Here is a 25,340-nt window from a genome sequence, read left to right on the forward strand (position 1 = left end):
TCTTATCTTTACCAGGCTCTACTTTAATAGAGCCTGGTATTACTTTTTAGCGCAAGATCAATTCCAGTGCTACTGACATAACTATTGTTCCCCAAAAAATTAGCTTTACCGGTATGAAATCCATATATTGTTTAAGGATTGAGGACACACTGAGAGCAATTAAAGCGGGATAAATATACTCTAATATCGTACCAAGTACTTGTGAAATAGCAGTAAAACCAATTAGTGACAGTAAAAAACTGATGATAATGGTGATAATAATTGATATTGGCCAGGAAATACGTTCCCTAACTAGATCGTGATATAAAAATTCAGCGAATAGTTTTGATAAGGTAGCTGCAGTAGTAAGACAAGCTAAAAACATAGTCACTGCTACTATAATCGCAGCATTATTGCCGAGGGTTAGAGTAGCTATCACAGCCAGGTATTGTTCCGGGCTTTTATCCACCAGATATGAAGCATAATAAGCGCCAAGAGCTACAAATCCAAGATAAACTATTGAGATCAATGAAGCTCCAACGAAGCTAGCAGCAAGACTGGTTTTTAATACTTCTTCTCTATTAGGATTGATACTACGTAAATATTCCATAATCGTAATTGAAAAGAAACAGGCTGCCAGTAAATCCATAGTCTGATATCCTTGAAACAACCCTGTCAATAAAGGATTCTCTGCGGTGGTTGTATCAGCAAGATGCGGAGACTGGCTGACAGCAGCAATAATAATTATAATTATTCCAGCAATCTTAAAAGGACCTAATATTTTACCAATTATTGGTACTAGTCTACTCTTATGCCAAATGATTAATATAATAGTTGCTGAGAAAACAGCGCTAAACAATATTAAGGGGATCTCAGGCCAGATCAAACTAATACCACCATACGCAACAATTATACAGCGTGGAACTACACCAAAAGGCCCAAGTAATGATAATATTAATAAGCTGAGAGTGAAAGGAGCCCATCTCCCGAGTAAACCAAAGTAACGATCACGGTCGCCTTGATAAAATATCATACTTATTAACCCAAGAAAAGGCACTACCACTCCTGTAAGAATAAGTCCTAAACTGGCAATTGGGTATTGGCTGCCAGAATCAATGCCCAGCTTTATTGGAAATACTAAATTGCCCGAACCAAAAAACATGGCAAACATGGCAAGGCCGGTGGTTAATATAATTTTAAATTTATACATATTTTTACTCTTTGCTTATGCATATTAATTTTTATGATGTTATCATTAACTATAACAAACTATCGGATTTAGGATGGAAACTGTGTTTGGAATGTTTAATAGAGGCGGCAGGCGCCCACCACCATAATTGATGAAACGCTAAGAATAGAAATATGTATTAATTTATAAAATATGCTGTCCATAAGGGTGGGATTATAGCATTCATCTAAATTAGCTGCAAGTAAATTGTTTATCTTTCATAATACTATAATATGTTTTTTAACTACCTTCAACTGCTGTTAATACAGCTTCTCTAAAGTAGATAATATCTAATTGGTTTTCAGGTTTGTTTAAATCAATCGTGTTACTTATTTTTTCTCGTGATTCCATGGATACATTACCAAGAATTGCAAAATAAAGATTTTGCTCTGGAATAAATCCAGCTTCACTAATACCACTTTTGCTACCTGAATGGTGAATCAGAGTATCGCCATTGGTAAATTCAGAAATAAACACTCCATAGCCAGTGTAATTTTTACGTCCTGATCTGCTTGGTACAGGAAGATATTTTGTGATCATCATCTTATATGATTGATTTGATAACACTTTTCCTTGATGCAGAGCTTTATACCATGTAATAATATCACGGGTATTAGAAAACACTCCTCCATCAGCATATGGAACAAACATATATTCAAATTTAGCTAGTTCCAATTTCGGCCTACCACCTGTAGGAATTGCAACATAACGCACAGGATATAAAGAGCGATTATGATTACTTTGCTGAATAAGTATAGATTCTTCTAGTGATGGTAAGTAAGAAGCTTTCATTTTAAGAGGCTTAAAAAATTCATCATAAAAAAATTGTGCCAACTGTTTTTCACTTATTTTTTCAATGATCATTCCTAAAATAATGTAATTAGTATTACTATATAGATATTGATCCCCAGGATTAAAGGCCAAAGGTTTAGAAGCTGCAAAATTAATAATAGACTTATTGATATCTTGTAAGGACATATTTACATTTATAGGCGCATTCATGTAATATTCAGCAATTCCGCTAGTGTGTGTAAGTAGATGATGTATAGACACATTATCAGCCCAATCTGGTATTTTAGTTATCCACACAGCTGATTCTTGATCTAAATATTTACTAATCGGGTCTTGGACATCTAGTTTACCTTGATCATATAACCTTAATATTGCAGCTGCAGTAATCGGTTTAGTGCCGGAAGCGATAGGCATTCTCTCATTGGCTTTTAACTGTGTGCCATTTAGATCAAAAATTCCTTTAGCTCCAATATCTAGCACGCCATCATTATTGGCAAACATAAAGGTAGCATTAAGGAAACGAGTAGCAAGATAATTTTTTGTGGTGAGTTTAATTGTAGTTTGTATATTACTCGCTAGTGCAAGTGTGATATTAAGTGCAATGATAATTGGAATTAATATCGACCTCTTTCCAAAGTCGAGCATGTGAATAAATTTAAAAGAGAGAGGATGAGCAAAACCTGCGCGTATCATAATATAGGTAAGAATTTGAGCACAGCGGTGACGCACAAACTGACCACAGAAGTGGAGTTTCAAATAAGGTCTACTGAAGCAGACGGACATGGCTATATCTCTTTCTTAATTTTAAGCTGTACTGATGGCGATAGCATTATATTCAACTCTCTTAGCTGTTTATTATCAACATAATTAGGTGCATCCATCAATAAATCTTCAGCTTGTTGATTTAAAGGAAAAGCAATGACTTCTCTGATATTTGCGGTACCAGCTAGTAACATTACCATTCGGTCAATTCCTGGGGCAATGCCACCATGTGGTGGTGCCCCAAACTTAAAAGCTTTAATCATTCCGCCAAATTTTTGATCCACCGAGTCATGATCATAGCCAACAATCTCAAAGGCTTTATACATAATTTCAGGTTTATGATTCCTAATGGCACCACTGGATAATTCTATCCCATTACATACAATGTCATACTGGTATGCAGTGATTGCCAATAACTCTTCTTCAGTGGTGGCTGCTTCTAAAGCTTCCAGCCCTCCTTGCGGCATTGAGAAAGGGTTGTGGCTAAAATCAATTTTACCAGTCTCTTCATTTAATTCATAAAATGGAAAATCTGTGATCCAACAAAATTTAAAACTATCAGTTGCCAGTAAGTTTAATTCATCTGCGAGTTTGATTCGTACTTTACCGGCAATTTTAGCAGCTTTAGGCTCAAGATCACTGGCAAAAAATACAGCATCACCATCATTTAAATTGGCTAGTGTTTTTAGTTGATTTAGTTGCTCTTTAGTTAAGAATTTTGCAATCGGTCCTTTTGCTTCTCCATCAAAAGTAAATTGAATATAACCTAACCCGCCAGCACCTTCAGCAATTGCAAATTCAATCATTTTATCAAAAAAGCTTCTAGGAAAACCCGCAGCCTTTGGCGCTGGAATTGCGCGAACGATGAAACCTTTTTTGATATTCTCACGGAAAATAGAAAATTCTGAGTTGCTAAATATTTCCGTAACATCAGCAATGACAATCGGATTACGCAGATCAGGCTTATCTGAGCCGTATTTAAGCATCGCCTGCTTATAGCTTATTCTTGGAAATGGGCTGTTGATTATTTTATTATCAGAAAATTTAGAAAACAGCTGAAACATTACCGGTTCGATAGTATTAAATACATCTTCCTGGGTTACAAATGACATTTCAATATCTAGCTGGTAAAATTCTCCTGGCGAACGATCACTTCTGGCATCTTCGTCACGGAAACAAGGTGCAATCTGAAAATAACGATCAAATCCTGAAATCATCAGTAATTGCTTAAATTGTTGTGGCGCTTGTGGTAGTGCATAAAACTTACCTGGATGCAGACGACTTGGCACTAGAAAATCTCGTGCTCCTTCTGGTGAGCTGGCGGTAAGAATAGGAGTTTGGAATTCTGTAAATCCTTTCCCTAACATTAAAGTACGTATTTCCGTAATAATTTGTGATCTTAAAATAATGTTTTGATGTAGTTTTTCTCTGCGTAAATCTAGAAAACGATATTTCAATCTAGTCTCTTCAGGGGCTTCTTGGTCATTATTAACTGTGATCGGTAGCATCTCTGCTGCTGATTCAACAATCAACTCATTAACTACTACCTCAATATCACCGGTTGCAAGCGAGTTATTAATAGTTTCAGCTGTTCTAGCAGTGACATTACCAATAACGGTGATTACACTTTCATATCGCAATCTGCTACTCAGATCCATTAACTGGGCGTTGCCATCGGTAAATACTAATTGCGTAAGACCAAAATGATCTCTAAGATCTACAAATACCAGATTACCATGATCGCGCCTACGATGTACCCAACCTGATAATTTAACAATCTGATTTTCGTTGTTTAATCGCAACTCATTACAGTTATGTGTTCTATATTTATGCATATTCATCATGGGATATTTTGTGCGCAATGCCTAGGAGAATAGTTAGTTAATCTCGTTAAATTAGTTTATATAACAAATACTGTTTAAGGCAATTAAAAACTGTTTAGAGAGTATAAAATCTAGGAATTATTTAAAAGAGCTTAAGAAGATTAAGCGCCATAGAAGCCAATTTCAGCCGTCTGAGCTAGGGAGCTTTGCTCCCTAGAAAAGGACACGTGGAAGCCAGCATCCATGAGGTCTAATGAAGTTTATTGGCAACGTTACATTATTAACTATCTAGAAGAGCGTCTAATATGCTTTGGCTATTAGCATTCCACTCACCAAGTAACCCCCGAGCTTCGGGATCAGAAGAATCCTTCCATAGTCCTTGATCGTATACCTCTCGAAGTGATGAATTAATAATTTCCTTTCCAAGATGATGCAGGTTAAAACCCAGCATTGCAGATAAAGTATTGGAACCTAAATGCCCTTCATAATCTTTCTGATTTGGTATTCCTACTATGCCTAGGCCGTTTGTTAATTGGAAATCAATATCTTTAATTCTTATAATAGAAAATTCTTCTTTAAAGCTCTTTGAGGTTTGACAATATTGTTTTACTATTTCTGATAAATGACCAGTAGAATATTTGTGTGATAATTCTTGCAAAGCTTGCTGTATATGTTCTACTTCTTCAGAAATAGGTTTTTGTTTGTAAGATACTATCACCTCAGGGTCTTTTTTACGTTCAATATCCGCCCATAATCCTATGTCATTTTTAGCAAAATCTTCCCAAGGAAAATATGGACCTGGCGCAATGTGGCGGCCTGCAGCCCAATCTGCAAGCGCTATCACTTGCCCAGGATCAATATGGTGAGTTTTAACTAAATGACTGGTTAATTGTAGATTAGACTCATATTGTTTCTGGGTTAAAGGACTTTTACCATCATTAATTGACATAATAGCTATGCAAAAATTATTCATATCATTTTTCATAATGTCAGCTGGAATCTTGTGGTTTAGTTTACTATCATTTTTTAAGTCACCAACTCCAGTAGCCCATGGTTTTTTATTGTCTGGCACTAGCTGATATATAGTACCATCCACATCAATAACATAATGCACTGATACTCCTGAGCCTCTTGTTTGAGTAATATTTTGATCCTCAGTCAGCACCATTTTAGCTAATGTCTTTTCTAAAGTGCCAACGGAATATGTTTGGACTATATACTGTGCCGAAGTATCGGTTTTTCGGTCAGTATAATAATTACATTTTTTGAATTCTATGTCTTGTTCCTGTCCTTTTGAAGCAAGTGAGAAACCTACTGCATTTTCTCTTAAATAAGTTGTGTTTATTTTTAGCTCTGCAACCTTAGATATTGTCTTGCAATTTCATAAAATCCTCCTGTTGTTGTATTTATAGTTATTTAATGAGTTATTTAATGATGTGTGCGTTTTTGAGCACGTGCGTTCGCGAGCTCTTTTTAAGTTATAAAAGCAAAATTTTTGAAAGTAAATAAGATGTATAGTAAATTCTTGACAAAATCCTGTCCTATTCATAGATTCTAATGTAATAATTCACTTGTTCCTACGCTTAGACACAGAGAAACTACTATTATAATTAAGCCGGTATAGCTCAATCCAGCAGAGCACACATTCGTAATGGTAGAGATGGGGCGAGAATCTTCTTACTAATCATATTTTTTAAGCAAGAGGTTTTTATGAAATCACATAGTTTTACCACAGAAGACGCAGCAAAACAGGAAGATGAAGTTTTAAAGAAGCTTACTGATTTTGCTCCTGAATATGATCCAAGTTGTAAATTACCCAATGGGGTAATACAAATGAATACCGATAAAGTTCAGGAGAATTTTAATAAAGACATAAACCGCACTCCTAATTTTTGTATTGAGACTACTGAAGGAATAGTAGATTTAGCTGCTACGTATAAAAAAGAAAAGGGAGGTGATTATAAGGTAACTTATAAAGATATGTATGACACGTTAACCAATGATAAGTATAAATTATCGCAAAATCAAGCGGAATATGTTCTGGCAACTGCTTACCAAGGTGGAATAGCTGGAGGACTTGCTGGATTTGGTGAGGTGATAGTATCAAATGTTACTAACCCTATGAATTGGATGAATAGAGATGGTAATGTGTCTAAAATTGTCATAGATAAGGATAATAACCTGTCGTATGTTGGTGGACAAAAAATGACATTTGATTGCAATAGGCAAACTTATGATGGTATCATTCATAATACTGTACATACTGAGTTTCGATCTGAGGATTATGTTGCTGCAACCATTACTGCAAAAATAGGAAAAATTAATGAAGCAGAGTTTAAGCCGCAGGTTGTAATTGATGTTGCGGGTGTTGGTGAAGTAGGCCTAAAAATTGTTGAACAATTGCAAAATATTAAATCTGAGTTACCGTCTAAAACTCCTCAATCAATTGTAGAAAATTACCATAGTTTCTCAAATAGTATATTACAGAACAATGGTCATGATAAATTATACAAACAGGAAGTGATAGGAGAGGTTAAAAAGATACTATCTTCTAAACCAGAGGATATAGATCATGAAAAGGTAGAGAATCTAAAAAAACTAGAATTTACTAAAGAAGCGTTAGCTGAAACAGTTATGAATCAAATTGATATACGAATTGGTGAATTTAAAAAAGATGGTTCGAAAACAAAAATAACCTCAAAAGATATTGATTCGGTGGCGTTGGAAGCGGCTAGTAGTTTACAGAAATTTGTCGGTAAATCTCAAGGATATTTAGAAAGATTTACCAAAGATTTAGTTCAACAACGAGCAGAATCAAATGAAGTTGAAGTGCCAAAGAAAAATTTTGTACAAAAGATAGTGTCTTACCTAAAAGATTTATGGCATGGCTATTCAAAAGAAAGTCCAGAGAAGAATAAAGATACTCTACTTGAACAAGTTAAGCTGCAAGCAAAAGAGATAAGCAAAGGAGTGAATGTATTGCCAGAAAGCAAGAGTGCTGCTAGTCCTGCTCAAAGCAAAACTAGCAATGTTAGTAAGGGAGGTAGCGGTAGCAGGGATATTTAGGCTTTTACGCGTGGTTTGTTAGAGTGCCTTAAGTTGTAACAAGTAAGACGTGTCCGAAAAGCGAGATATTTTTAACTAAAAACTAGCGTGAGCGTTGTTCAGGGATTAAAAAATCGTCTGAGCTGAGGAGTGAAACGACGAAGCAATCCAGTTGAAATCAATGTTTTTTAGCTATTTTCTGGATTGCTTCGTCGTTCCATTCCTCGCAATGACGGTGGTTGTAGCTTTGTAAGCCGCTGACTTGCGTTCAATTTTAAAAACTCGTGAACGCTTACAAACTAGCTACAAAGCCCTATCCAAAGAGAACTTCTATTGAGAGCAAATTACGAATTCTTGAATGTAATCATAACCAAGCGGCCAACAACATATCTTATTATTTGGATGATAATTACAAATAAAAGTTGAGCCATGCCCATTATCTCCTAATTGATATATTTCGTCAATGATGGGTCCGCATTGCTTGCTCCACGTAATAGAAAACTTTGCACTTTCATTTTGAGTATTCCATTTCAGCAAACAATTATCGCCGACATCACAACCAACTTTTTGCGCGAAAAGCAAAATAAGTTTTGTAACAATAGCTCCTTCTTCTTTCAATAGACCTCTTTCGAAACTGGACTAAATATGCTATAAAGTCGAATTTACTTAATTTAGAACTATATGAGATATAAAAATTTAAGCATTTTATCGGAAGAGCATTTTAGAAGATTAACTGGGGTAAGAAATAGTACATTCGAAAAGATGGTAGGGATTTTAAAGACAGAGAAACAAATAAATAGGAGGTACCAAGGTGGCAGAAGAGCTAGTCTTAGTATGGAAGACAGCCTATTAATGACACTTGAATATTTAAGGGAATACCGTACCTATTTTCATATAGCTAAGAATTATGGGGTTAGCGAAAGCAGTGCATTTAAAACAATTCGTTTTGTTGAAGACACTCTAATAAAACATCCGGATTTTGCTCTTCCAGGTAAGAAGGCTCTAGTTAAAAGCGGTATGGAGTATGAATTAGTTTTAATAGATGCTACAGAAAGCCCTATAGAGCGACCCCAAAAAAACAGAAATACTATTACTCAGGTAAAAAGAAAAGACATACGTTAAAGACTCAAATAGTAGTAGATAAGAAAAGCAAACGAGTCATATGCACTTCTTTTTCCAATGGTAAGCGTCATGATTTTAAATTATTTAAAGAATCAAGAACCCATATACTGCCTGAGGTTAAAGTGATTACTGATACTGGTTATCAAGGCTTACAGAAGATTCATACAAATTCTGAGCTACCAAAGAAAAAGAGTAAAAAGAATGCTTTAACCAAAGAAGATAAGAAAAATAATAGAAGTTTAGCAAGTGACAGAGTATTAAATGAAAATGTTATAGGTATGTTAAAGCGTTTTAAAATAATTGCTGATAAATATCGAAATAGACGCAAAAGATTTGGTCTTAGGTTCAATTTAATTGCTGGTTTATATAATTGGGATCTTGGTAAATGAGTTTCGAAAGAGGTCTAATATAGAATCTCCATTATCACAATATTTTACTTGTTGTACGCTATTATTTGAAATGTCGTTTTTTGTGGAAGCTACAGCATAGTCAGCAAACACAAAAAACAGAGTCATGACTAAGCTTACAAATAAGCACCAACCTTGCGATGGTTTTAATAACAAAAGCATAATAATACCATAATTCCTAGTTTGTAATTTTATGAAACCTTTTTTGATTTGTCAAATTACTGAGATGTAGTTAGGCAAACAATATTAGTAAGTAAGATATTTATTGATGTGGTTAAAACAGTAAAAATTGCAAGCTCCTCTACTTATTAGATCAAACTAGAATCCAAGGATAAAGGCTTTTTAGAAGCGAGTATAGTTAACTTGACGGCGTGCCAAATAATAAATATAAATTATAAAAAAAAGTGGGCTATGATAAATAAATTTAAAAACTTACCTGTGGCAATGTCTGGATTAGCTTTAGGTGTATCGGGATTAGGTAATTTGCTGGCATCAGAAGTACACCCTCACTTACGCCATATTTTTGTTGGCATTGCTATATTAATCCTAATTATGGTCTCTATAAAAAAATTAGCCCATTTTCAGCAATTAAAAAATGAGATTGCCAACTCAGTGACCGGTAGTTTTGTTCCGGCTTTTGACATGGCATTAATGGTAGTTGCAAGTGTCATTGCTGAGGAATATTTATTGATTGGTCAGGTTTTATGGTATTTCGCAATTATCTTGCATATAATATTTGCTACTAGTTTTTTCTATTACCAGATTAAAAGCTTTGAGTTTAACCAAATTTTACCTAGTTGGTATATACCCCCAGTTGGAATAGTCGTAGCCTGCGTTACTAGTACTCCTATGCATAACCAGCAGCTGGCACAAATTATTTTTTATATTGGCTTCGGTTTTTATTGTCTTATGTTACCAATAATGATGTATCGTTTGATTTTTGGAGAGCGAATTAATAACCCACAATTACCTGCATTTGCCATAATGGGTGCCCCGGCAAGCTTATGTTTGGCCGGCTACTTGACTGTATTTGAACAACCATCGTCGCTAATTGTGGAAATGTTGTTGCCACTAGGATTAATGATGACTGGTTTAGTTTATTTATCTATGGTACGTATAAATCCATTACGCATCAGTTTTATTCCACTTTATGCTTCATTTACATTTCCTCTGGTAATAGGTGCTACAGCAATTATAAAATATTCACATTTTATTGGAGAATTCACCGCAGCCGGCAGAATTTGGCATAATATTGGAATAGCTGAAATGATAATTGCTTGCATAATAATATTTTGGGTGCTAATAAATATGGCTCATTTTGTATATAAAAACGTATTAAATCCTCCAACAATAATCTAAATATATAGTCGATCAAGATCATTTTTGTTACACTTCAACTTTTGTTGAAATGTTTTTAGGACTCTCATTATGAAATTACCAGTTAAAATTACCGTAACAGGTGCAGCAGGACAAATTAGTTATAGTTTATTATTCCGTATTGCAAGCGGAGATATGTTAGGTAAAGATCAACCAATAATCTTACAATTACTCGAAATTGAACCAGCTCTGAATGCGCTAAAAGGAGTAATTATGGAATTAGATGACTGCGCTTTCCCACTAATTCATGGAATTAGCGCTAGCAGTGATCCTATGATAGCATTTAAAGAAGTGGACTATGCTTTATTGATTGGTTCACGTCCACGCACTAAAGGTATGGAACGTAAGGACTTATTAGAAGTAAATGGAGCAATTTTTATAGGTCAAGGTAAAGCTTTGGCTGCAGTTGCTAAAAAAGATGTTAAAGTGTTAGTAGTAGGAAATCCAGCCAATACTAATGCATTGATTTTATCTAAAAATGCAAAAACCATTGACCCGCGTAACATTACCTCGATGATGCGTTTAGACCATAACCGAGCAATGAGTAAATTAGCCGAAAAAATTGGCAGCCATTCTACTATGGTGAAAGATATTGTAGCATGGGGAAATCACTCGTCAACACAGTACCCAGATATTTTCAATGCAACGGTGGAAGGCAAGAAAGCCAGTGAATTAGTTGATAAAAATTGGTTAGTGACAGACTTTATTCCAATAATACAAAAACGTGGTGCGGCAATTATTGAAGCACGTGGTCTTTCCTCAGCAGCATCTGCCGCTAATGCTGCTATTGATCATATGAAGAGTTGGATACACGGAACTGCTAAAGACGAAATAGTAACTATGGGAGTTGCTTCAGATGGTAGCTACGGAATTCCTGAAGGCTTAATATTTGGGTACCCTTGCACATGTAAAGATGGGCAGTACACTATAGTTCAAGGTTTTGCAATTAGCGATTTTAGTCGTAAATATATTGATATTACTTACGCCGAATTATGCGAAGAACGTACTGCAATCCAACATTTATTAGCTTAAGCAGCGTTGTAGAAATTTTTATAGGAATTCGCATGATGCTTTAGTCTAATGTCAATAGAATCAAAAAACTATTTGAAATCTGATTTATATAGGATGCCGATTTTACGTGGACACGCCATATAAAATCATATATTTAAGTAGATATATTTATAAATAGTTTAATTTTTCTTAGTATGAACATCACCTCTAACTTGGCTATTATACTATGCACGTATAATAGCGCTAAATTTCTAACAGAACAATTAATGTCTTTTGATGCACAAAGCTTTAGAGACTGGTCTCTTTTTGTGTATGACGATGGCTCAACAGATAATACTGAAAGCTTGATTAAGGAACATCAGAAAGCTGATACTATTCATCATATTAATTGGACGGTAAATAATAAAAATAGGGGCTTTGTGCATAATTTTCTAAATGGAATATGTTCTGCCAATGTTGATAAGTTTCAATTCTATGCTCTCGCTGATCAGGATGATATTTGGTGTGACACAAAACTTGAGCGCGCTGTTGCTTGTTTTAAAAACGTTTCTGTTGAAATGCCTGCTTTATATTGTTCGCGCACACAATTGATAGATAAAAATGGCCGAACAATCGGATTTTCACCATTATTTACAAAAAAACCTTCTTTCATGAATGCTTTAGTGCAAAGTATTGCTGGTGGCAATACTATGGTATTTAACAAAGCTGCTCGTGAGCTGATTGTAAGTGCAGCAAAAGACATGACAGTAGATGTAGTAAGTCATGATTGGTTTATTTATCAATTGATTTCTGGAGCAGGAGGTCAGGTATATTATGATGCTCTACCATCAGTTTTATATCGTCAGCATGATCACAATTTGATCGGCTCTAATAACGGCTTTATGGCTAGGTTAGCTAGAGTTAGAAAACTGTTTAATGGCTCTTTTAGAGAGTGGAATGATAAGAACGTTAAAGCACTAAAGCAAAATATTTTATTATTCACGGCAGAAAACAGAAATAAACTCAATCTTTTTGATGAGGCAAGAAATAAAGGTCTTTTTACTCGTTTAATGGGTCTTAAAAAAACTGGTATTCATAGGCAAGGCTTACTTGATAATTTAGCATTATTTATAGGTATAATATTCAATAAAATATGAAGTAATATGCAAAATTCTATGTTAAAAAATACAATTTTGGTGACTGGTGGCGCTGGATTTATTGGATCCAATTTTGTGCTACAAGCTATGTCTTATGCCGACGAAAAGATTATAAATTTAGATTTATTGACTTATGCCGGAAATCTCCAGAATATTAAGACCATATCTGAAAATCCGTTACACCACTTTGTAAATGGTGATATTGCCGATAAATCATTAGTTTCTACTCTTCTTAAAACATATAATCCAAAAGCTATTATAAACTTTGCAGCAGAAAGTCATGTAGATCGTTCTATAGAAGAATCTAGTAAATTCATTAACACCAACATTCTTGGAACATATAATTTATTAGAAGTTACTCGTCATTATTGGAATTCTTTATCCGAAGAAGATAGAAAATTATTTCGCTTTATTCATGTAAGTACGGATGAGGTGTATGGTTCTTTGGAGGTGACTGATCCTGCTGTTACTGAAAAATCTTGTTATCAACCGAATAGCCCTTATTCTGCCAGCAAAGCTGCTTCTGATCATCTTGTAAGGGCATGGCATCATACTTATGGTCTTCCGATAATTATCACTAATTGTTCCAATAATTATGGACCATTGCAATTTCCTGAAAAACTAATCCCTTTACTTATTGTTAGTATATTTGAAGGCAAAATTTTGCCAATATATGGCAATGGAGAAAATATACGAGATTGGCTATTCGTGACTGATCATTGTTCGGCTATTAGATTAATCTTAGAAAATGGTAAAATTGGTGAAAGTTATAATATTGGTGGTAATAATGAAAAAACTAATTTAGAGGTAGTGCAAATTATCTGTTCACTGTTGGACAAACAACTACCGGCTGACAAGCGTAACTTAATACACCCACAAACCAGTAAACCCCTAGTATCATACAGTGAACTAATCACTTTTGTACCGGATCGCCTAGGACATGATCAGAGATATGCTATAAATTCTACCAAAATTCAGCAAGAGTTGCATTGGCGTCCTACAGAATCTTTTGAAACTGGTATTGTTAAGACAATTGAATGGTATATGAATAATCGTGATTGGATTTCGCAGATTAAAACTGGTGAATATTCAAAATTGAAGGTTTTGTAGTGATTGAATACATCTAAGTTATGTGATAAATTGGGGTTTATAATGCCGAGGTGGCATGTGTGGTTGGGTTGAATTAAATATGATAAAGATGATATGAAGAGAAAAGGTATTATTTTAGCTGGTGGATCAGGGACACGTTTGTACCCTTCTACCTTAAGAGTGTCTAAACAAATGTTACCAGTATTTGATAAGCCGATGATTTATTATCCACTGTCAACTCTTATGCTTGCTGGAATTAAAGACATATTGATCATTTCTACTCCTAGAGATACTATTCTATTTCAAGAACTACTTGGTGATGGTAGTAATTGGGGAATCAATCTTAGCTACGTAATACAGGAATCTCCTGATGGATTGGCTCAAGCGCTAATAATTGGAGAAAAATTTATAGGTAACTCGTTGAGTGCTTTGATATTAGGAGACAATATTTTTTATGGTGGTAAATTGTCGGCAATCCTATTGGAAGCTGGTAAAAAAACTGAAGGGGCAACAATATTCGCATATAAAGTGTGCGATCCTGAGAGGTACGGTGTGGTCGAGTTTGATCGTAATGGTATTGCACTATCTTTAGAGGAAAAACCACAGAATTCAAAATCTGATTATGCGGTTACTGGGTTGTATTTTTATGATGCTGATGCTTCATATTTTGCTAAACAACTCAAGCCATCAGCTCGTGGTGAATTGGAGATAACAGATCTTAATAGTATTTATTTACAGCAAAATAGATTGTCAGTAGTAACTCTTGGGCGAGGCTATGCCTGGCTTGATACAGGAACTCACGAATCATTACTTGAAGCATCTCAATTTATTGCTGCTATAGAACACAGACAAGGGTTCAAAATAGGATGCCCTGAAGAAATTGCATGGCGTATGCATTGGATAGATGAAGCGAAACTTGAAGAATTAGGGCATAATATGTCCAAGAATAATTATGGCCAATATTTAATCAAGCTTGCAAGAGAGTCATCAATCAGCGCGAGTTAAGGAGCGTGCTTGATAAAGATTGGATTGCTTCGATTTTTAACAAAATCTATGACGACTTTTTCTAAAAATCGTGAAACACTCACAAATTATGGTAATATTTATGAAGTTTAAAGGTAATTTTTTAACAGTCTTAGGAGGCTTTGTTTTTGGTACAGCAACTACCATGACATATACCTACTATAATCCTGAAATTATACTATCACATGCTAAAGACCCACAATTTGGATTTAATCTTGTTAAGTCTCTGATTAGTAAAGATCAGGCATTGAACGATGCAGTTGCTGTTGAAGCTACAAAAAGTGCTACCCAATTTGGTAAAGAATTTTATAACAATATAACGCAAGAAGGCAGACGATCAATTATTGCGCATCCCTATGATAAGCAAGGTAGTGGTGTATCAGTTACAGTATCATATATAGATTCTACTACTGGCAAAATAAACTTAATGTTAATGGAAAAGCTGAAAGTTCGTAATAAAGCTGAAGAAGGTTTTGCACCGCAGTATGACCAAATTGGTGGCTATACTCATGGTGCTGGGGTAGAAGGGACAAAAAAGACTAGATTATCTTTTGCCGAAGGAGAAGCAAGGGATGCAGCGGAAGATTTAAATACGGCAACTGGAGTTGCTATAACTTTATCCGACAGTTCAACATCTCAAAAAACTGCAGTACAATATACTACTAAAAAAGATCTAGAAGCAATTGGTAAGGCAATTGCACAATATAATGTTAAGATTGTCCAAAAAAATCCTTATATCAAGAACTTTGACCCTAATGATGTAAAAGGCTACCTTAAGTCTCAGGGTCTTGAATATACTAGAGATTATAATGCAATTGCTACGGCAATACGTGAATTTAGAGAAGAAACTGGTTATAATGGTCTGATTACCCTAGAAATGATTAGAGAGGTTTACACTACAGATAATTATGGAGCTGATAATGTAGCAAACCTACACACTAAAGCTTCGCATTATAGTATTAATTTAGGTAAACTACCAAAAGCACCAACCATATACGAATCATCATTCAAGTCTGAACGAGCAAGTAATTCTTTTCAGGCTAATGGCACAGAAATTGGGCGTCTTACATGGGTAAGTACTAGTGCATTGGAATCAAAAAATGATTCTTCATTGTGGTTCTATGATAAACCGATAAGATTTTCATATATATCTGTTCTAAATAATATTATACGGGAATTACGAGACGGAGAATTAAAAGAAGCAAGCAAAGGAGTGATTAACTCACATAACCATATTGCAGATTTTGCAGAGCATTTTCAACTGCAGCAGAAGTTAAGTAAATTTTCTGGAGAATTTGGTTCCACAGCCAGTCAAAAGCACAAAATAGATAAGTGTATTGCTCAGAATATAGGAGATAGCCGGGTTATTGATTCTAATAGTCTATCAAATATTTTTAAGCAATGTCATGAAAATATTAACCTTAAACATGATGTCAATATTTTAGGAAATATAGAAGAATAAAGTCATTTTGAAAATTCTGCACGCAAAACCTAGCGCTTTTTTTGCTACTCCAGTTTTTTAATTTTCTTTTATGCAGCTATTTCTTTTGCCAAAGCATATATAAGAGCCTGTCAGATCAGTAGATATAAGAGGTAATTTTGTCGTTAAAACTCTCTCTCTTAATATCTACTGATCTGACAGGCTCTTATACCAGCATTAATATCCTGATAAATAAGAGATTTTGCAGATATGATAAGAAGATTAATAGCAATAAAGTATACCCTCTATAAGCTCTTTATGGTGGTTTTCTTCTTTTTGCCACTAGAGGCTTCATCTAGCTCAATTAATTTTGACAGTCTAAATGGCAATAATATGTGGTATATTTTATCTAATGATCGTGGTGAAAAAGAAGTTAAAGACTTTATAAACAATGTACTAAGACAATGTGATGCTGATAAATTTATTGAAATATCGCATAAAACGCTTAGCAATAAGCTTGATTTATCAAATGCTGCGTTCTATAGCTCTTTAGAACATCAAATCTCAAAAACAACTCCTTTGATGCCATTTATAGCCAAAGTAAAATCACTGCATCATCAACAAAAGATTTTATCCGCACAATTACAACATTTAATTGGCAATAGAGTGGTAAAAAATTATGTTGAAATTGGTACCCCTGGTACCTATATTAACAGTTTAAAGGATTTAATGCTTATCGAACAAGCAACGATTATCAATAATGCTCAAGGTCTAATAGATTATATCCATGGTAGTTCCTGGTCTTTATCAAGAAAATTTAAATCATATGATAAATTCGTTCCGCTTAATAACTATGATGCAATTGCAGAAGAACAGATCCTTAGTAATAGTGTTGATGTAGTATCTTGCGTAGTAGGATTACATCATATTCCAACTGAGAAACTCCAACCCTTTGTAAGCTCAATATATCGTATTCTAAAACCTGGCGGTATTTTTATTCTTAGAGACCATGATGCTAAAGATGATGAGGTGAAATCTATAGTTCAAGCGGCACACACTATTTTCAACTTGGTAACAATGGAGCTTGATTTGCAGGGAGAAGTAAAAGAATATCGTAATTTTCAACCGCTTAACTATTGGATAGAACTGCTGACGCTGACCGGCTTCAGAGAAGCTGCTTGCGATAAATTATACCAGGCAGGTGACCCTACTTTAAATGCTATGGTAAAATTCATAAAACCCTTGCAATTAGAATCAGAAGTCATATCAGAAATTGAAGACTATCCTTATTATAAAAGAGATTTGACCAAAACTTTTCTTTCTGCGCCAGAATGGCATAATAGACCTCTTTCGAAACTGGACTAAATATGTTATAAAGTCGAATTTACTTAATTTAGAACTATATGAGATATAAAAATTTAAGCATTTTATCGGAAGAGCATTTTAGAAGATTAACAGGGGTAAGAAATAGTACATTTGAAAAGATGGTAGGGATTTTAAAGACAGAGAAACAAATAAATAGGAGGTACCAAGGTGGCAGAAGAGCTAGTCTTAGTATGGAAGACAGCCTATTAATGACACTTGAATATTTAAGGGAATACCGTACCTATTTTCATATAGCTAAGAATTATGGAGTTAGCGAAAGCAGTGCATTTAAAACAATTCGTTTTGTTGAAGACACTCTAATAAAACATCCGGATTTTGCTCTTCCAGGTAAGAAGGCTCTAGTTAAAAGCGGTATGGAGTATGAATTAGTTTTAATAGATGCTACAGAAAGCCCTATAGAGCGACCCCAAAAAAACAGAAATACTATTACTCAGGTAAAAAGAAAAGACATACGTTAAAGACTCAAATAGTAGTAGATAAGAAAAGCAAACGAGTCATATGCACTTCTTTTTCCAATGGTAAGCGTCATGATTTTAAATTATTTAAAGAATCAAGAACCCATATACTGCCTGAGGTTAAAGTGATTACTGATACTGGTTATCAAGGCTTACAGAAGATTCATACAAATTCTGAGCTACCAAAGAAAAAGAGTAAAAAGAATGCTTTAACTAAAGAAGATAAGAAAAATAATAGAAGTTTAGCAAGTGACAGAGTATTAAATGAAAATGTTATCGGTATGTTAAAGCGTTTTAAAATAATTGCTGATAAATATCGAAATAGACGCAAAAGATTTGGTCTTAGGTTCAATTTAATTGCTGGTTTATATAATTGGGAGCTTGGTAAATGAGTTTCGAAAGAGGTCTAATGTACTTACTACTGTTGAATACACCAAATTTATCTATAACAAGCCCTTCTACGAGTTTCCTTATTTCTCTAGCATTAGCTCATTTTGGGAAGTGTTTGGAAAATCGTGGAATGAGGCAAGAAAATATCATTCCTTTTGGCAAGTATTAACTGCGGATTATACGCAAATGAACTTATTCATAGGAGCATTTACGACTATTGAATATTCTTTAAAAGGAATAATTTCTGCTCCACTGTGCTGGCTTATTCAAGATGCAGAGCCACGAAAAATTCAAATGTTGGTTCGAGATCCCAAGAACGAAGTAAGTAAAGTTTTTTCTGGCACGCATGTTATTAGAGAATTTGAAATTAATGATCTTAAATTAGTGGAAGTAAGTCGCTATAAAGCATTTATGGAAAGCATAAAATCTCTTAATAATAATTTTGAATTACAAATAACTTCAATTGCAGGCAATGATAGAATTCAATTTACTTTAAAGCATTTTCCTGCTGCAGGTGCGATATTAGATTCTGCTTTAGGAGTTAAAAAATTATATAATTGGTCTTTTCCAACGGTAGTAGATCAAGAATTTACTGCTGTAACCGTAGAAGTCGCTCACTTAAAAGATTTTATAGAAATTATTTCAAGAAACAATATTGAAGTATTTTATATCCATGATTTTTAGGTTCTATGAAAATGAAAAAAATAATTGCACTTACGTTTATTGTTCTAATCTCCATATATGGTATTTTGGCTTTTAATACTCGATTTTTTGAAAGCGAAGAATCATCCCGTCTAAAAGAGTTTCATTATAATTTATTTGACTTATATTTACCAGCTGACGAATCTTTAACCACAGTGCAAAAGCTTAAACGAGTTTTTTACCGTGAGGTTACGTGGTACAAGATCAAAAATAATAAAGAGCTAGCAGGACTATTAAACCCACTTAGTGATTTAAAAAGACAACCCCCTGCTATTGTTATTCAAGAATTTCCAGATATCGTAAAAAATGGCTTTGAGAATGTTAGCCCAGAAAGGCAAGATGAATTTAGAAGAGCGATTATGTTAGTCGGTTCACCTGAGCTTAAGAAATACCTGTTTAAACTACGGCAAACCTGGTTATATATTGTTTATTCAACACCACTAACCTACGATCTTGCTAGCATTATACCAAAAGAAGAAAACAAGATAGTTGCCGTTAATTTAAACCTACCAAAAACTAAACTTAAAGTAGTTGATAATGAAATCATTAATGAAGATGGCGAAATAGATTATTTAATTATTGGTAGTGGTCCGGCTGCTAGTGTTATTGCTCATGAGCTCACCAGACAAGTTACTGGAGCAAAAGTAGTTTTAGTAGAATCTGGCTCTTTTGTTAAACCTTTAAGCACAATTACTGAAGCTTCATCCAATCTTATGGAATCAAATAATGACCGTAGAACAATCAGCGGAGGTATTGTAATTCGTAATGGTGCTACAGTTGGTGGAGGCACTACTGTTAATTTGGATCTTGCTTTTTCTCCTCTTCTTCCCCAGATAAAAGCGAAGTTACAAGGATGGGTTGACTTTGATAGATTGCCTGCAGATTTTTTGCATCAATCAAATCAAGATTGGCAAAAATTGCATGATGCCTATGAATGGGTTAAATCATATGTTCATACTAGGCAGGTATCGGCTGAAGAAATTAACGATAATAATAAGTTGCTAAAAGATGGAGACTTGCTTGCAACGACTTATAATCTTAATGCCAGAAAGCCTTCAGGTAAAAAAAATGAAATCTTAAAAATATCAGCAGTGGAGGCTTTTATTTTACCAGCGCTGCGAGGAGGTGATAATTTCAAAGGTCATCTTAGCTTGCTCCCCAACGCTAAAGCAATAAGAATTAACTTTAGCAACAATGATAATGATGGAGAAAAGAAATCTACAGGAGTAAGTGTGATAGCGCAACCATTGCTTCGAGAAGAATATGTTGCTGAGGATATTAATAATCTTAAATTATCTGAAGCTAAAGAATATACAATTAAAGCCAAAAATATTATTATTAGTGCTGGTACTCTAGGTTCTGCAGAACTGCTATTAAAATCAAATATCAATAATGATAATATTGGACGAGGAATTATAATACATCCTTCTATGGGAGTTATAGGACAGTTTGCTAAAGAAATAAATGCATTTGAAGGCCTATCTGCCTCTGTTTATGCTCCAGCTGTTGACGGTAGTTATTTTTATGAGGCAATGTCTGATAACCCGCAATTTATAGCCCAGATTCATCCAGGTAGCGGCAAAGATATAATACATACTCTACAAAATTATAGGAAACTTGGAGGATTTGGTATTATGTTAGTTGATAGTGTAAATTATAATAATCGCGTTTTTATTGATCATAATTTTGGAAAAGTAGAAGTAGATTATACCATTAGTAGTGCTGATAAAATAAGGTTGCGTGAAGGAATTAAAACTGCTGTTAAAATCCTCTTTCAACAAGGAGCTAAAGAAGTTTTTATACCAACAGCTGAAAATATTTTTGGCAAGAGTAAGTTTGAACCATTTCTTTCACCTGATAATATAGATAAGGCCGTTGAGCACTTAGAAATTATTGATCCTTTTAACTTTATTTCTTCAGCTCATATGCAGGGTAGCAATAAAATAGGGTCAGATCCTCAGAATTCAGTAATTTCTAACAATTTTAGAGTGTGGGATTTGCCGAGCGGAAAAGAGATAGCCAATCTTTATGTCTGTGATAGTAGCATCTTTCCTACTTCTGTAGGAGCTAACCCAATGCAATCAATATATACTATTGCCAAACTCTTTGTGGATCGCATAGCTTTATTCGAACAAACAAAAGATTAATCGCTATTTTGCTTAGTTTGTGAATGTGCGAGGTTCTTAGAGGGTAGATGTAAACAAAACGTTAAGATGATTTTTAGGATATTTTTGTGAGCGTTGTAAGTTAAAAATGGGATATAATAAATCTTGAAGTCAATATGAGCAGAATAAATTATATTGATTTTAAGAGAGTAAGCACTAGCTCTTATTTGAATAGGAACTAGTGCACGGGCGTGAGCGACCGAGTGAGCGAGGTTTTTTTGACGAGTGAATCATGATACTCTCTAGCCTATTCTCTCGAGACGTTTGGATAGTTGCAAGGTATTAACTGCACACCCGCGTACAACGTAAATATATATCTCGAGGTACTTTATGACATTGTACAATAATTTTGTTGGAATTGATATTAGTAAAAAAGATTTTGTTGTTGATGTATCCAGCTATAATATTGGTTCTCTCATAATATTTTCCACTTTTCTTACTATGCAATAACTTACCTTTTTTTCCCCAACCTCTATCCTTGCAAATTGTCATCTCGATCCCACTCTCATCAATGTATACAAGATGTTGAGCAGTTATGTTTTTTATACTTTCTATGTATTTATTTCGTTTCTCTTCATTAGCTTCCACATAGGTAAAGGCTTTTTTTATAGCTAAATCCTAATTTACATAAAATCCTTCCAACTTGAGAAGCTGTGATTCCGTATCTAATGCCTATTTCAGATAATTTAATTTCTAAATTTGACTTATCAACTTTACTTTGAAAACCACGCCTAACTCTTGGTTCTACATGCCCTTCTTTCTTATAGCGAATGTACCAACGATTAATTGTGTTCTTGTGGATATTAAATAATTTCGATGCCTATAATTGGCTATGATTATTATTGAGGTACAATATTACTTTTTTTCTTAAATCTGTATTATATGGACTTGTTGTCATTTTTTGCTAGATTATACCTTGTTGTAGCACCTAATACAACTCATTTAACTATATAGTCAAGGATCGATCATTTAATGGCTGATATACACCATCACAAGAGGTTTCTTAGGCTCCAGAACAGCTGATTGGCGTTCATGCTGTGATTTTAGCCAAGTTTACGTATAAGTCAATTATGAAATAAATAAGATGAAGGTCTTTGTATCATCCTCAGCCTAGTTTGGAATAATATCAAGGGAGTTCATAAAACCAGCAAGTTTTGAAATGGGTCTATATGAAAATGAAGTGAAGTGAGTGTTAATTCACGAGCATTAGCAATCGTTATCACTAGCTAAGAGTCTTATCGTGAATTTTTTCAGGATCTTATAAAGCCCAACGAGATCCCGAAACAAGTTCAGGATGACTATAATTGCTGGTTACCAAGCTATTACAAAACTTCAAGAATAATTGGTTGCGGGGGCTGGATTTGAACCAACGACCTTCAGGTTATGAGCCTGACGAGCTACCAGACTGCTCCACCCCGCGATAAATAACTAACAGATTCTCTCTTATATCTACTGATCTGACAGGCTCTAAAAGAGTCCAGTAAAACTACTTTGCTCCGAACTTCAAACCACCGAATTTCTTATTGAAATTACTTATACTTTGATTAGATTCATTGATTACGTTTAAACCATCTTTAGTCCAAGCCGGATGTTTTCGATAATCAACGTCCATTAAAATTTCCTCAACACCAAGAGTCGAATTTGTTTCAAACAAATCTTCTCCGATTTTTATACGTAATTTTTTATAGGCTGGATGTATACCAAGTTTCATAAATTTTCTTCAGCTTTTTTTGTGATAATTTTTCTCTTAACTAGCTTAGCCCGATCAGACAACATATGCTCAGATGTTTTTATCATATATTCATCAAACCCACCAGTTTTTTCCACTGAACGTATACATCTAGCATTTACTCTGAATCTATACTGTGAACCAGTTACATCACTAACAAACCGCACAACACGCATATTTGGTTCAAAACGCCTTCTAGTTTTACGCTCTGAATGCGATACTTTGTTCCCATATAAAACACCTACACCAGTAAGTTCACATTTACGAGACACTACCACTACCTATTTAAATTAACTAAAAACTATCGAGAGCAGATGATATCATCAATAAATATATTGTCAATAGCTTATCAATTGTTGATCTTGAAAATTCTAGCAAAACATTTTAGACTGATCTTTATTATGTAGGTTTAATGACCATCAAAAAGAAAATGATCACCAGGCTAATAAAAGCTGGCCAACCTAAGTAAAACCATAATTTGAATAACTTATAATATTCAGTTGGTAATTCTTCATTGATAGCCTGGGTCTTCAAGGCTATATTTCTTAGTTTAATTTGAATCCATACTACCGGTAACCAACAAATTCCAGCAACAATATATCCTATATAAGTTAACACTAACCATAAATCAGAAAAATCATAGCCTACTAATTTGATTAAGATAACGCCACTAATTGGCTGAATAATAACGCTTGGAGTAGTGAATAAGAAATCAGCTAGCACAGTAGTTTTAGCAGCATAGACTTTGGCTGCTAAATCGCCTGTTTTATTAGCCCACCACATAAAAAATGCAATACCAAGTCCAGTACCAAATAAAATAGTAGCGCTAATTATATGTATAGTTTTGACGATAGAGTACCAGTCCATTACTTATCTCTTTCGATTGCAAGTAATACACAAGCCAGGAGTATAATAGGAATATTTTTGGTAAGAGATCCCAAAGGTTCAAGCCATAAAACCGGTTCTAATAGTGTTAGAATAAAGGTATAACCAACTATTGTTGAAATTTGTATTAAAACTACTAGAGTTATTCTTTGTTTAAATATCAAGAGAGCACCAAGTATTACATCTAGCAAGCATGAGGAATACAACATTAGCTGATTTAGTTGATCGTTAAAACCCAATTTTCTTATAATTTCTATTCCAGGTTCCGGTGCCCATAAGCCAGTAATTACTCCTGTAGCTATCCAAAATAATCCAAGCACCCATTTTAATAACGGCTTAAGTACAAATAACCGTGCATGCCATAATGATTGTAAGGTAAGTGGATCAGTAGATAGTCCAAGTTCTAGGTTTTTTGGAGAAATAGCAGTAAATTCTATAAAATCTTGTTTATCAGCTATATTAGGAAGCATCATCATTTTATAGGAGGTACTATTTAATGGACCACTACCTATCAAATCTCCTATTTTAGATATAAATTTAATAAATATGAGAGGGATGCTAATTAGAATAGCTGGTTTCAATCCCAGCCATTTTCTGAAGTTAATCAATATATCTTTAACAGTGATAATTTCAGGGCCAACTATTTTTAGAATTTTTTTGATTTCTCCTTCTCTCTTAGCACAATGCAAAACTGCGTCAGTTAAATCGCTCATGTGCACAGGTTGAAATTGCTGTAGCCCATCTCCCATAAGAAATATGAAATATGGAACAGAAGCTAATCCTCTTAATAATGAAGTACCTCCATATGAGCCATTAGCATATATTAGAGATGGTTGTAATATGACCCAATCAACTGCAGCTATTGTTTTGAGATAATTATCTGCTGTTCTTTTACTACTGGAGTAATCTGTTGTTCTCTCATCATCTATACCAAGTGCTGATATGTGAATAATTCTTTTTACTTTAGCTTGTACACATGCATCAAAAAGAGCTTTTGGTCCATTTATGTGAACGTTCTCTATTTTATTAGAACCAGATGAATTTAACACCCCAACTACATTCACGACAATATCAATATTTTCCAGTCGTTTAAGCCAAATTTTAGCAGTGATATCTTGGTTAAAATCGCAAGCAATGATTTCAGCCAAAGGGAATCTTCCTTTTGTCCTTTCTACATCTCTTACCGCACAAATAACTTCATGTTTATCATTTATGAAAGCAGCAGTGATGTAAGAACCGATAAATCCACTTCCTCCAAGTATTAGCACTCTCAAATTAATCTCTCGCTTTGATATAATTATAATTTCCAGATTATTTATTGAAATAGTTTGTAAAGCAATGCAATTTTTTTCAGAGACAACATTTTCTCAAGTGATAAAAAAATTATGATAAATTAACACACTTATCTAAATAC

Annotated in this window: 21 protein-coding genes and 1 tRNA gene; 12 read left to right on the forward strand and 10 right to left on the reverse strand. The window is 34.3% G+C overall.

Going from position 1 to position 25,340, the window contains the following annotated elements:
• Positions 1-46: 46 nt before the first annotated feature.
• From R2I74_RS05985 to R2I74_RS06000, 4 genes are all read right to left on the reverse strand, one after another.
• Positions 47-1,189, reverse strand: a complete 1,143-nt coding sequence (locus R2I74_RS05985) for a branched-chain amino acid transport system II carrier protein (RefSeq protein ID WP_316354544.1) — start codon at positions 1,187-1,189, stop codon at positions 47-49.
• A gap of 258 nt (positions 1,190-1,447) precedes the next feature.
• The gene (locus R2I74_RS05990) at positions 1,448-2,644 is read right to left on the reverse strand and encodes a serine hydrolase domain-containing protein (RefSeq protein WP_316354546.1); all 1,197 of its coding nucleotides are present in this window, start codon (positions 2,642-2,644) and stop codon (positions 1,448-1,450) included.
• A 140-nt stretch (positions 2,645-2,784) separates the two neighbouring features.
• Complete coding sequence (aspS, locus tag R2I74_RS05995) at positions 2,785-4,596, reverse strand: aspartate--tRNA ligase (RefSeq protein ID WP_316354548.1); 1,812 nt, start codon at positions 4,594-4,596, stop codon at positions 2,785-2,787.
• 268 nt (positions 4,597-4,864) lie between these two features.
• On the reverse strand, positions 4,865-5,953 hold the full coding sequence (locus R2I74_RS06000) for an N-acetylmuramoyl-L-alanine amidase (protein WP_316355326.1): 1,089 nt from the start codon (positions 5,951-5,953) through the stop codon (positions 4,865-4,867).
• Positions 5,954-6,294: 341 nt separating this feature from the next.
• Here R2I74_RS06000 and R2I74_RS06005 point away from each other — a divergent pair, with 341 nt between their 5' ends.
• Positions 6,295-7,650, forward strand: coding sequence for a hypothetical protein (locus tag R2I74_RS06005; RefSeq protein WP_316354550.1), 1,356 nt, complete (start codon positions 6,295-6,297; stop codon positions 7,648-7,650).
• A gap of 309 nt (positions 7,651-7,959) precedes the next feature.
• On the opposite strand, the gene R2I74_RS06010 is transcribed toward R2I74_RS06005, so the two are convergent.
• Positions 7,960-8,247 (reverse strand): hypothetical protein, encoded by a 288-nt coding sequence (locus R2I74_RS06010; protein ID WP_316354551.1) that lies wholly within the window; start codon positions 8,245-8,247, stop codon positions 7,960-7,962.
• A gap of 63 nt (positions 8,248-8,310) precedes the next feature.
• Between R2I74_RS06010 and R2I74_RS06015 the strand changes: the two genes are divergently transcribed.
• The 11 genes from R2I74_RS06015 to R2I74_RS06065 all read left to right on the forward strand — a co-directional run bounded on the left by R2I74_RS06015 (position 8,311) and on the right by R2I74_RS06065 (position 21,294).
• Positions 8,311-9,140, forward strand: a protein-coding gene (locus R2I74_RS06015) for an IS5 family transposase (protein WP_316353078.1) whose coding sequence is annotated in 2 segments (ribosomal slippage) — positions 8,311-8,701 and positions 8,701-9,140 — 831 coding nt in all. Because the reading frame shifts where the segments join, the coding sequence is not laid out codon by codon here.
• A 429-nt stretch (positions 9,141-9,569) separates the two neighbouring features.
• Entirely contained in the window at positions 9,570-10,517 is a 948-nt protein-coding gene (locus tag R2I74_RS06020; RefSeq protein WP_316354553.1) for a TDT family transporter, read from the forward strand.
• A 69-nt stretch (positions 10,518-10,586) separates the two neighbouring features.
• On the forward strand, positions 10,587-11,567 hold the full coding sequence (locus R2I74_RS06025) for a malate dehydrogenase (RefSeq protein WP_316354555.1): 981 nt from the start codon (positions 10,587-10,589) through the stop codon (positions 11,565-11,567).
• Positions 11,568-11,740: 173 nt separating this feature from the next.
• Positions 11,741-12,682, forward strand: a complete 942-nt coding sequence (locus R2I74_RS06030) for a glycosyltransferase family 2 protein (RefSeq protein ID WP_316354556.1) — start codon at positions 11,741-11,743, stop codon at positions 12,680-12,682.
• A gap of 18 nt (positions 12,683-12,700) precedes the next feature.
• The gene (gene rfbB, locus R2I74_RS06035) at positions 12,701-13,792 is read left to right on the forward strand and encodes a dTDP-glucose 4,6-dehydratase (protein ID WP_316354558.1); all 1,092 of its coding nucleotides are present in this window, start codon (positions 12,701-12,703) and stop codon (positions 13,790-13,792) included.
• Between the two features lie 93 nt (positions 13,793-13,885).
• The gene (rfbA, locus tag R2I74_RS06040) at positions 13,886-14,776 is read left to right on the forward strand and encodes a glucose-1-phosphate thymidylyltransferase RfbA (protein ID WP_316354559.1); all 891 of its coding nucleotides are present in this window, start codon (positions 13,886-13,888) and stop codon (positions 14,774-14,776) included.
• A gap of 100 nt (positions 14,777-14,876) precedes the next feature.
• On the forward strand, positions 14,877-16,256 hold the full coding sequence (locus R2I74_RS06045) for a hypothetical protein (RefSeq protein ID WP_316354561.1): 1,380 nt from the start codon (positions 14,877-14,879) through the stop codon (positions 16,254-16,256).
• A gap of 276 nt (positions 16,257-16,532) precedes the next feature.
• The gene (locus R2I74_RS06050; RefSeq protein WP_316354563.1) at positions 16,533-17,579 is read left to right on the forward strand and encodes a class I SAM-dependent methyltransferase; all 1,047 of its coding nucleotides are present in this window, start codon (positions 16,533-16,535) and stop codon (positions 17,577-17,579) included.
• A 38-nt stretch (positions 17,580-17,617) separates the two neighbouring features.
• Positions 17,618-18,447 (forward strand): IS5 family transposase gene (locus R2I74_RS06055; RefSeq protein WP_316353063.1). Its coding sequence is split into 2 segments (ribosomal slippage): positions 17,618-18,008 and positions 18,008-18,447, totalling 831 coding nucleotides; the frame shifts between segments, so codons are not numbered across the junction.
• A 184-nt stretch (positions 18,448-18,631) separates the two neighbouring features.
• The gene (locus R2I74_RS06060; protein WP_316354565.1) at positions 18,632-19,129 is read left to right on the forward strand and encodes a hypothetical protein; all 498 of its coding nucleotides are present in this window, start codon (positions 18,632-18,634) and stop codon (positions 19,127-19,129) included.
• Positions 19,130-19,140: 11 nt separating this feature from the next.
• The gene (locus tag R2I74_RS06065) at positions 19,141-21,294 is read left to right on the forward strand and encodes a GMC oxidoreductase (protein WP_316354567.1); all 2,154 of its coding nucleotides are present in this window, start codon (positions 19,141-19,143) and stop codon (positions 21,292-21,294) included.
• Positions 21,295-22,655: 1,361 nt separating this feature from the next.
• On the opposite strand, the gene R2I74_RS06070 is transcribed toward R2I74_RS06065, so the two are convergent.
• From R2I74_RS06070 to R2I74_RS06090, 5 genes are all read right to left on the reverse strand, one after another.
• Positions 22,656-22,732 (reverse strand) — tRNA-Met (locus R2I74_RS06070).
• 66 nt (positions 22,733-22,798) lie between these two features.
• A complete protein-coding gene (rpmE, locus tag R2I74_RS06075; protein WP_316354569.1) occupies positions 22,799-23,023 on the reverse strand; it encodes a 50S ribosomal protein L31 in 225 nt (74 codons plus the stop codon).
• Positions 23,020-23,313: a 50S ribosomal protein L28 gene (gene rpmB, locus R2I74_RS06080; RefSeq protein WP_316354571.1), complete on the reverse strand. Its 294-nt coding sequence runs from the start codon at positions 23,311-23,313 to the stop codon at positions 23,020-23,022. The genes rpmE and rpmB overlap by 4 nt, the downstream gene beginning before the upstream one ends.
• A 127-nt stretch (positions 23,314-23,440) precedes the next feature.
• Positions 23,441-23,908, reverse strand: a complete 468-nt coding sequence (locus R2I74_RS06085) for a DUF2269 family protein (RefSeq protein WP_316354573.1) — start codon at positions 23,906-23,908, stop codon at positions 23,441-23,443.
• Positions 23,908-25,194, reverse strand: coding sequence for an SDR family oxidoreductase (locus R2I74_RS06090; protein WP_316355328.1), 1,287 nt, complete (start codon positions 25,192-25,194; stop codon positions 23,908-23,910). The genes R2I74_RS06085 and R2I74_RS06090 overlap by 1 nt, the downstream gene beginning before the upstream one ends.
• Positions 25,195-25,340 lie beyond the last annotated feature (146 nt).

Source organism: Candidatus Trichorickettsia mobilis, from assembly GCF_963422225.1.
In the GTDB taxonomy this organism is placed as follows: domain Bacteria; phylum Pseudomonadota; class Alphaproteobacteria; order Rickettsiales; family Rickettsiaceae; genus Trichorickettsia; species Trichorickettsia mobilis_B.

What these genes read in the sequence shown, in the direction of transcription:
- R2I74_RS06050 (WP_316354563.1), top strand. Translation starts at nt 16,533, where the DNA reads ATGGTGGTTTTCTTCTTTTTGCCACTAGAGGCTTCATCTAGCTCAATT.
- R2I74_RS06005 (WP_316354550.1), top strand. Translation starts at nt 6,295, where the DNA reads ATGAAATCACATAGTTTTACCACAGAAGACGCAGCAAAACAGGAAGAT.
- R2I74_RS06030 (WP_316354556.1), top strand. Translation starts at nt 11,741, where the DNA reads ATGAACATCACCTCTAACTTGGCTATTATACTATGCACGTATAATAGC.
- R2I74_RS06085 (WP_316354573.1), bottom strand. Translation starts at nt 23,908, where the DNA reads ATGGACTGGTACTCTATCGTCAAAACTATACATATAATTAGCGCTACT.
- R2I74_RS06045 (WP_316354561.1), top strand. Translation starts at nt 14,877, where the DNA reads ATGAAGTTTAAAGGTAATTTTTTAACAGTCTTAGGAGGCTTTGTTTTT.
- R2I74_RS06060 (WP_316354565.1), top strand. Translation starts at nt 18,632, where the DNA reads ATGAACTTATTCATAGGAGCATTTACGACTATTGAATATTCTTTAAAA.
- rfbA (WP_316354559.1), top strand. Translation starts at nt 13,886, where the DNA reads ATGAAGAGAAAAGGTATTATTTTAGCTGGTGGATCAGGGACACGTTTG.
- R2I74_RS05990 (WP_316354546.1), bottom strand. Translation starts at nt 2,644, where the DNA reads ATGCTCGACTTTGGAAAGAGGTCGATATTAATTCCAATTATCATTGCA.
- rpmE (WP_316354569.1), bottom strand. Translation starts at nt 23,023, where the DNA reads ATGAAACTTGGTATACATCCAGCCTATAAAAAATTACGTATAAAAATC.
- aspS (WP_316354548.1), bottom strand. Translation starts at nt 4,596, where the DNA reads ATGCATAAATATAGAACACATAACTGTAATGAGTTGCGATTAAACAAC.
- R2I74_RS06065 (WP_316354567.1), top strand. Translation starts at nt 19,141, where the DNA reads ATGAAAAAAATAATTGCACTTACGTTTATTGTTCTAATCTCCATATAT.
- R2I74_RS06020 (WP_316354553.1), top strand. Translation starts at nt 9,570, where the DNA reads ATGATAAATAAATTTAAAAACTTACCTGTGGCAATGTCTGGATTAGCT.
- rfbB (WP_316354558.1), top strand. Translation starts at nt 12,701, where the DNA reads ATGTTAAAAAATACAATTTTGGTGACTGGTGGCGCTGGATTTATTGGA.
- R2I74_RS06025 (WP_316354555.1), top strand. Translation starts at nt 10,587, where the DNA reads ATGAAATTACCAGTTAAAATTACCGTAACAGGTGCAGCAGGACAAATT.
- R2I74_RS05985 (WP_316354544.1), bottom strand. Translation starts at nt 1,189, where the DNA reads ATGTATAAATTTAAAATTATATTAACCACCGGCCTTGCCATGTTTGCC.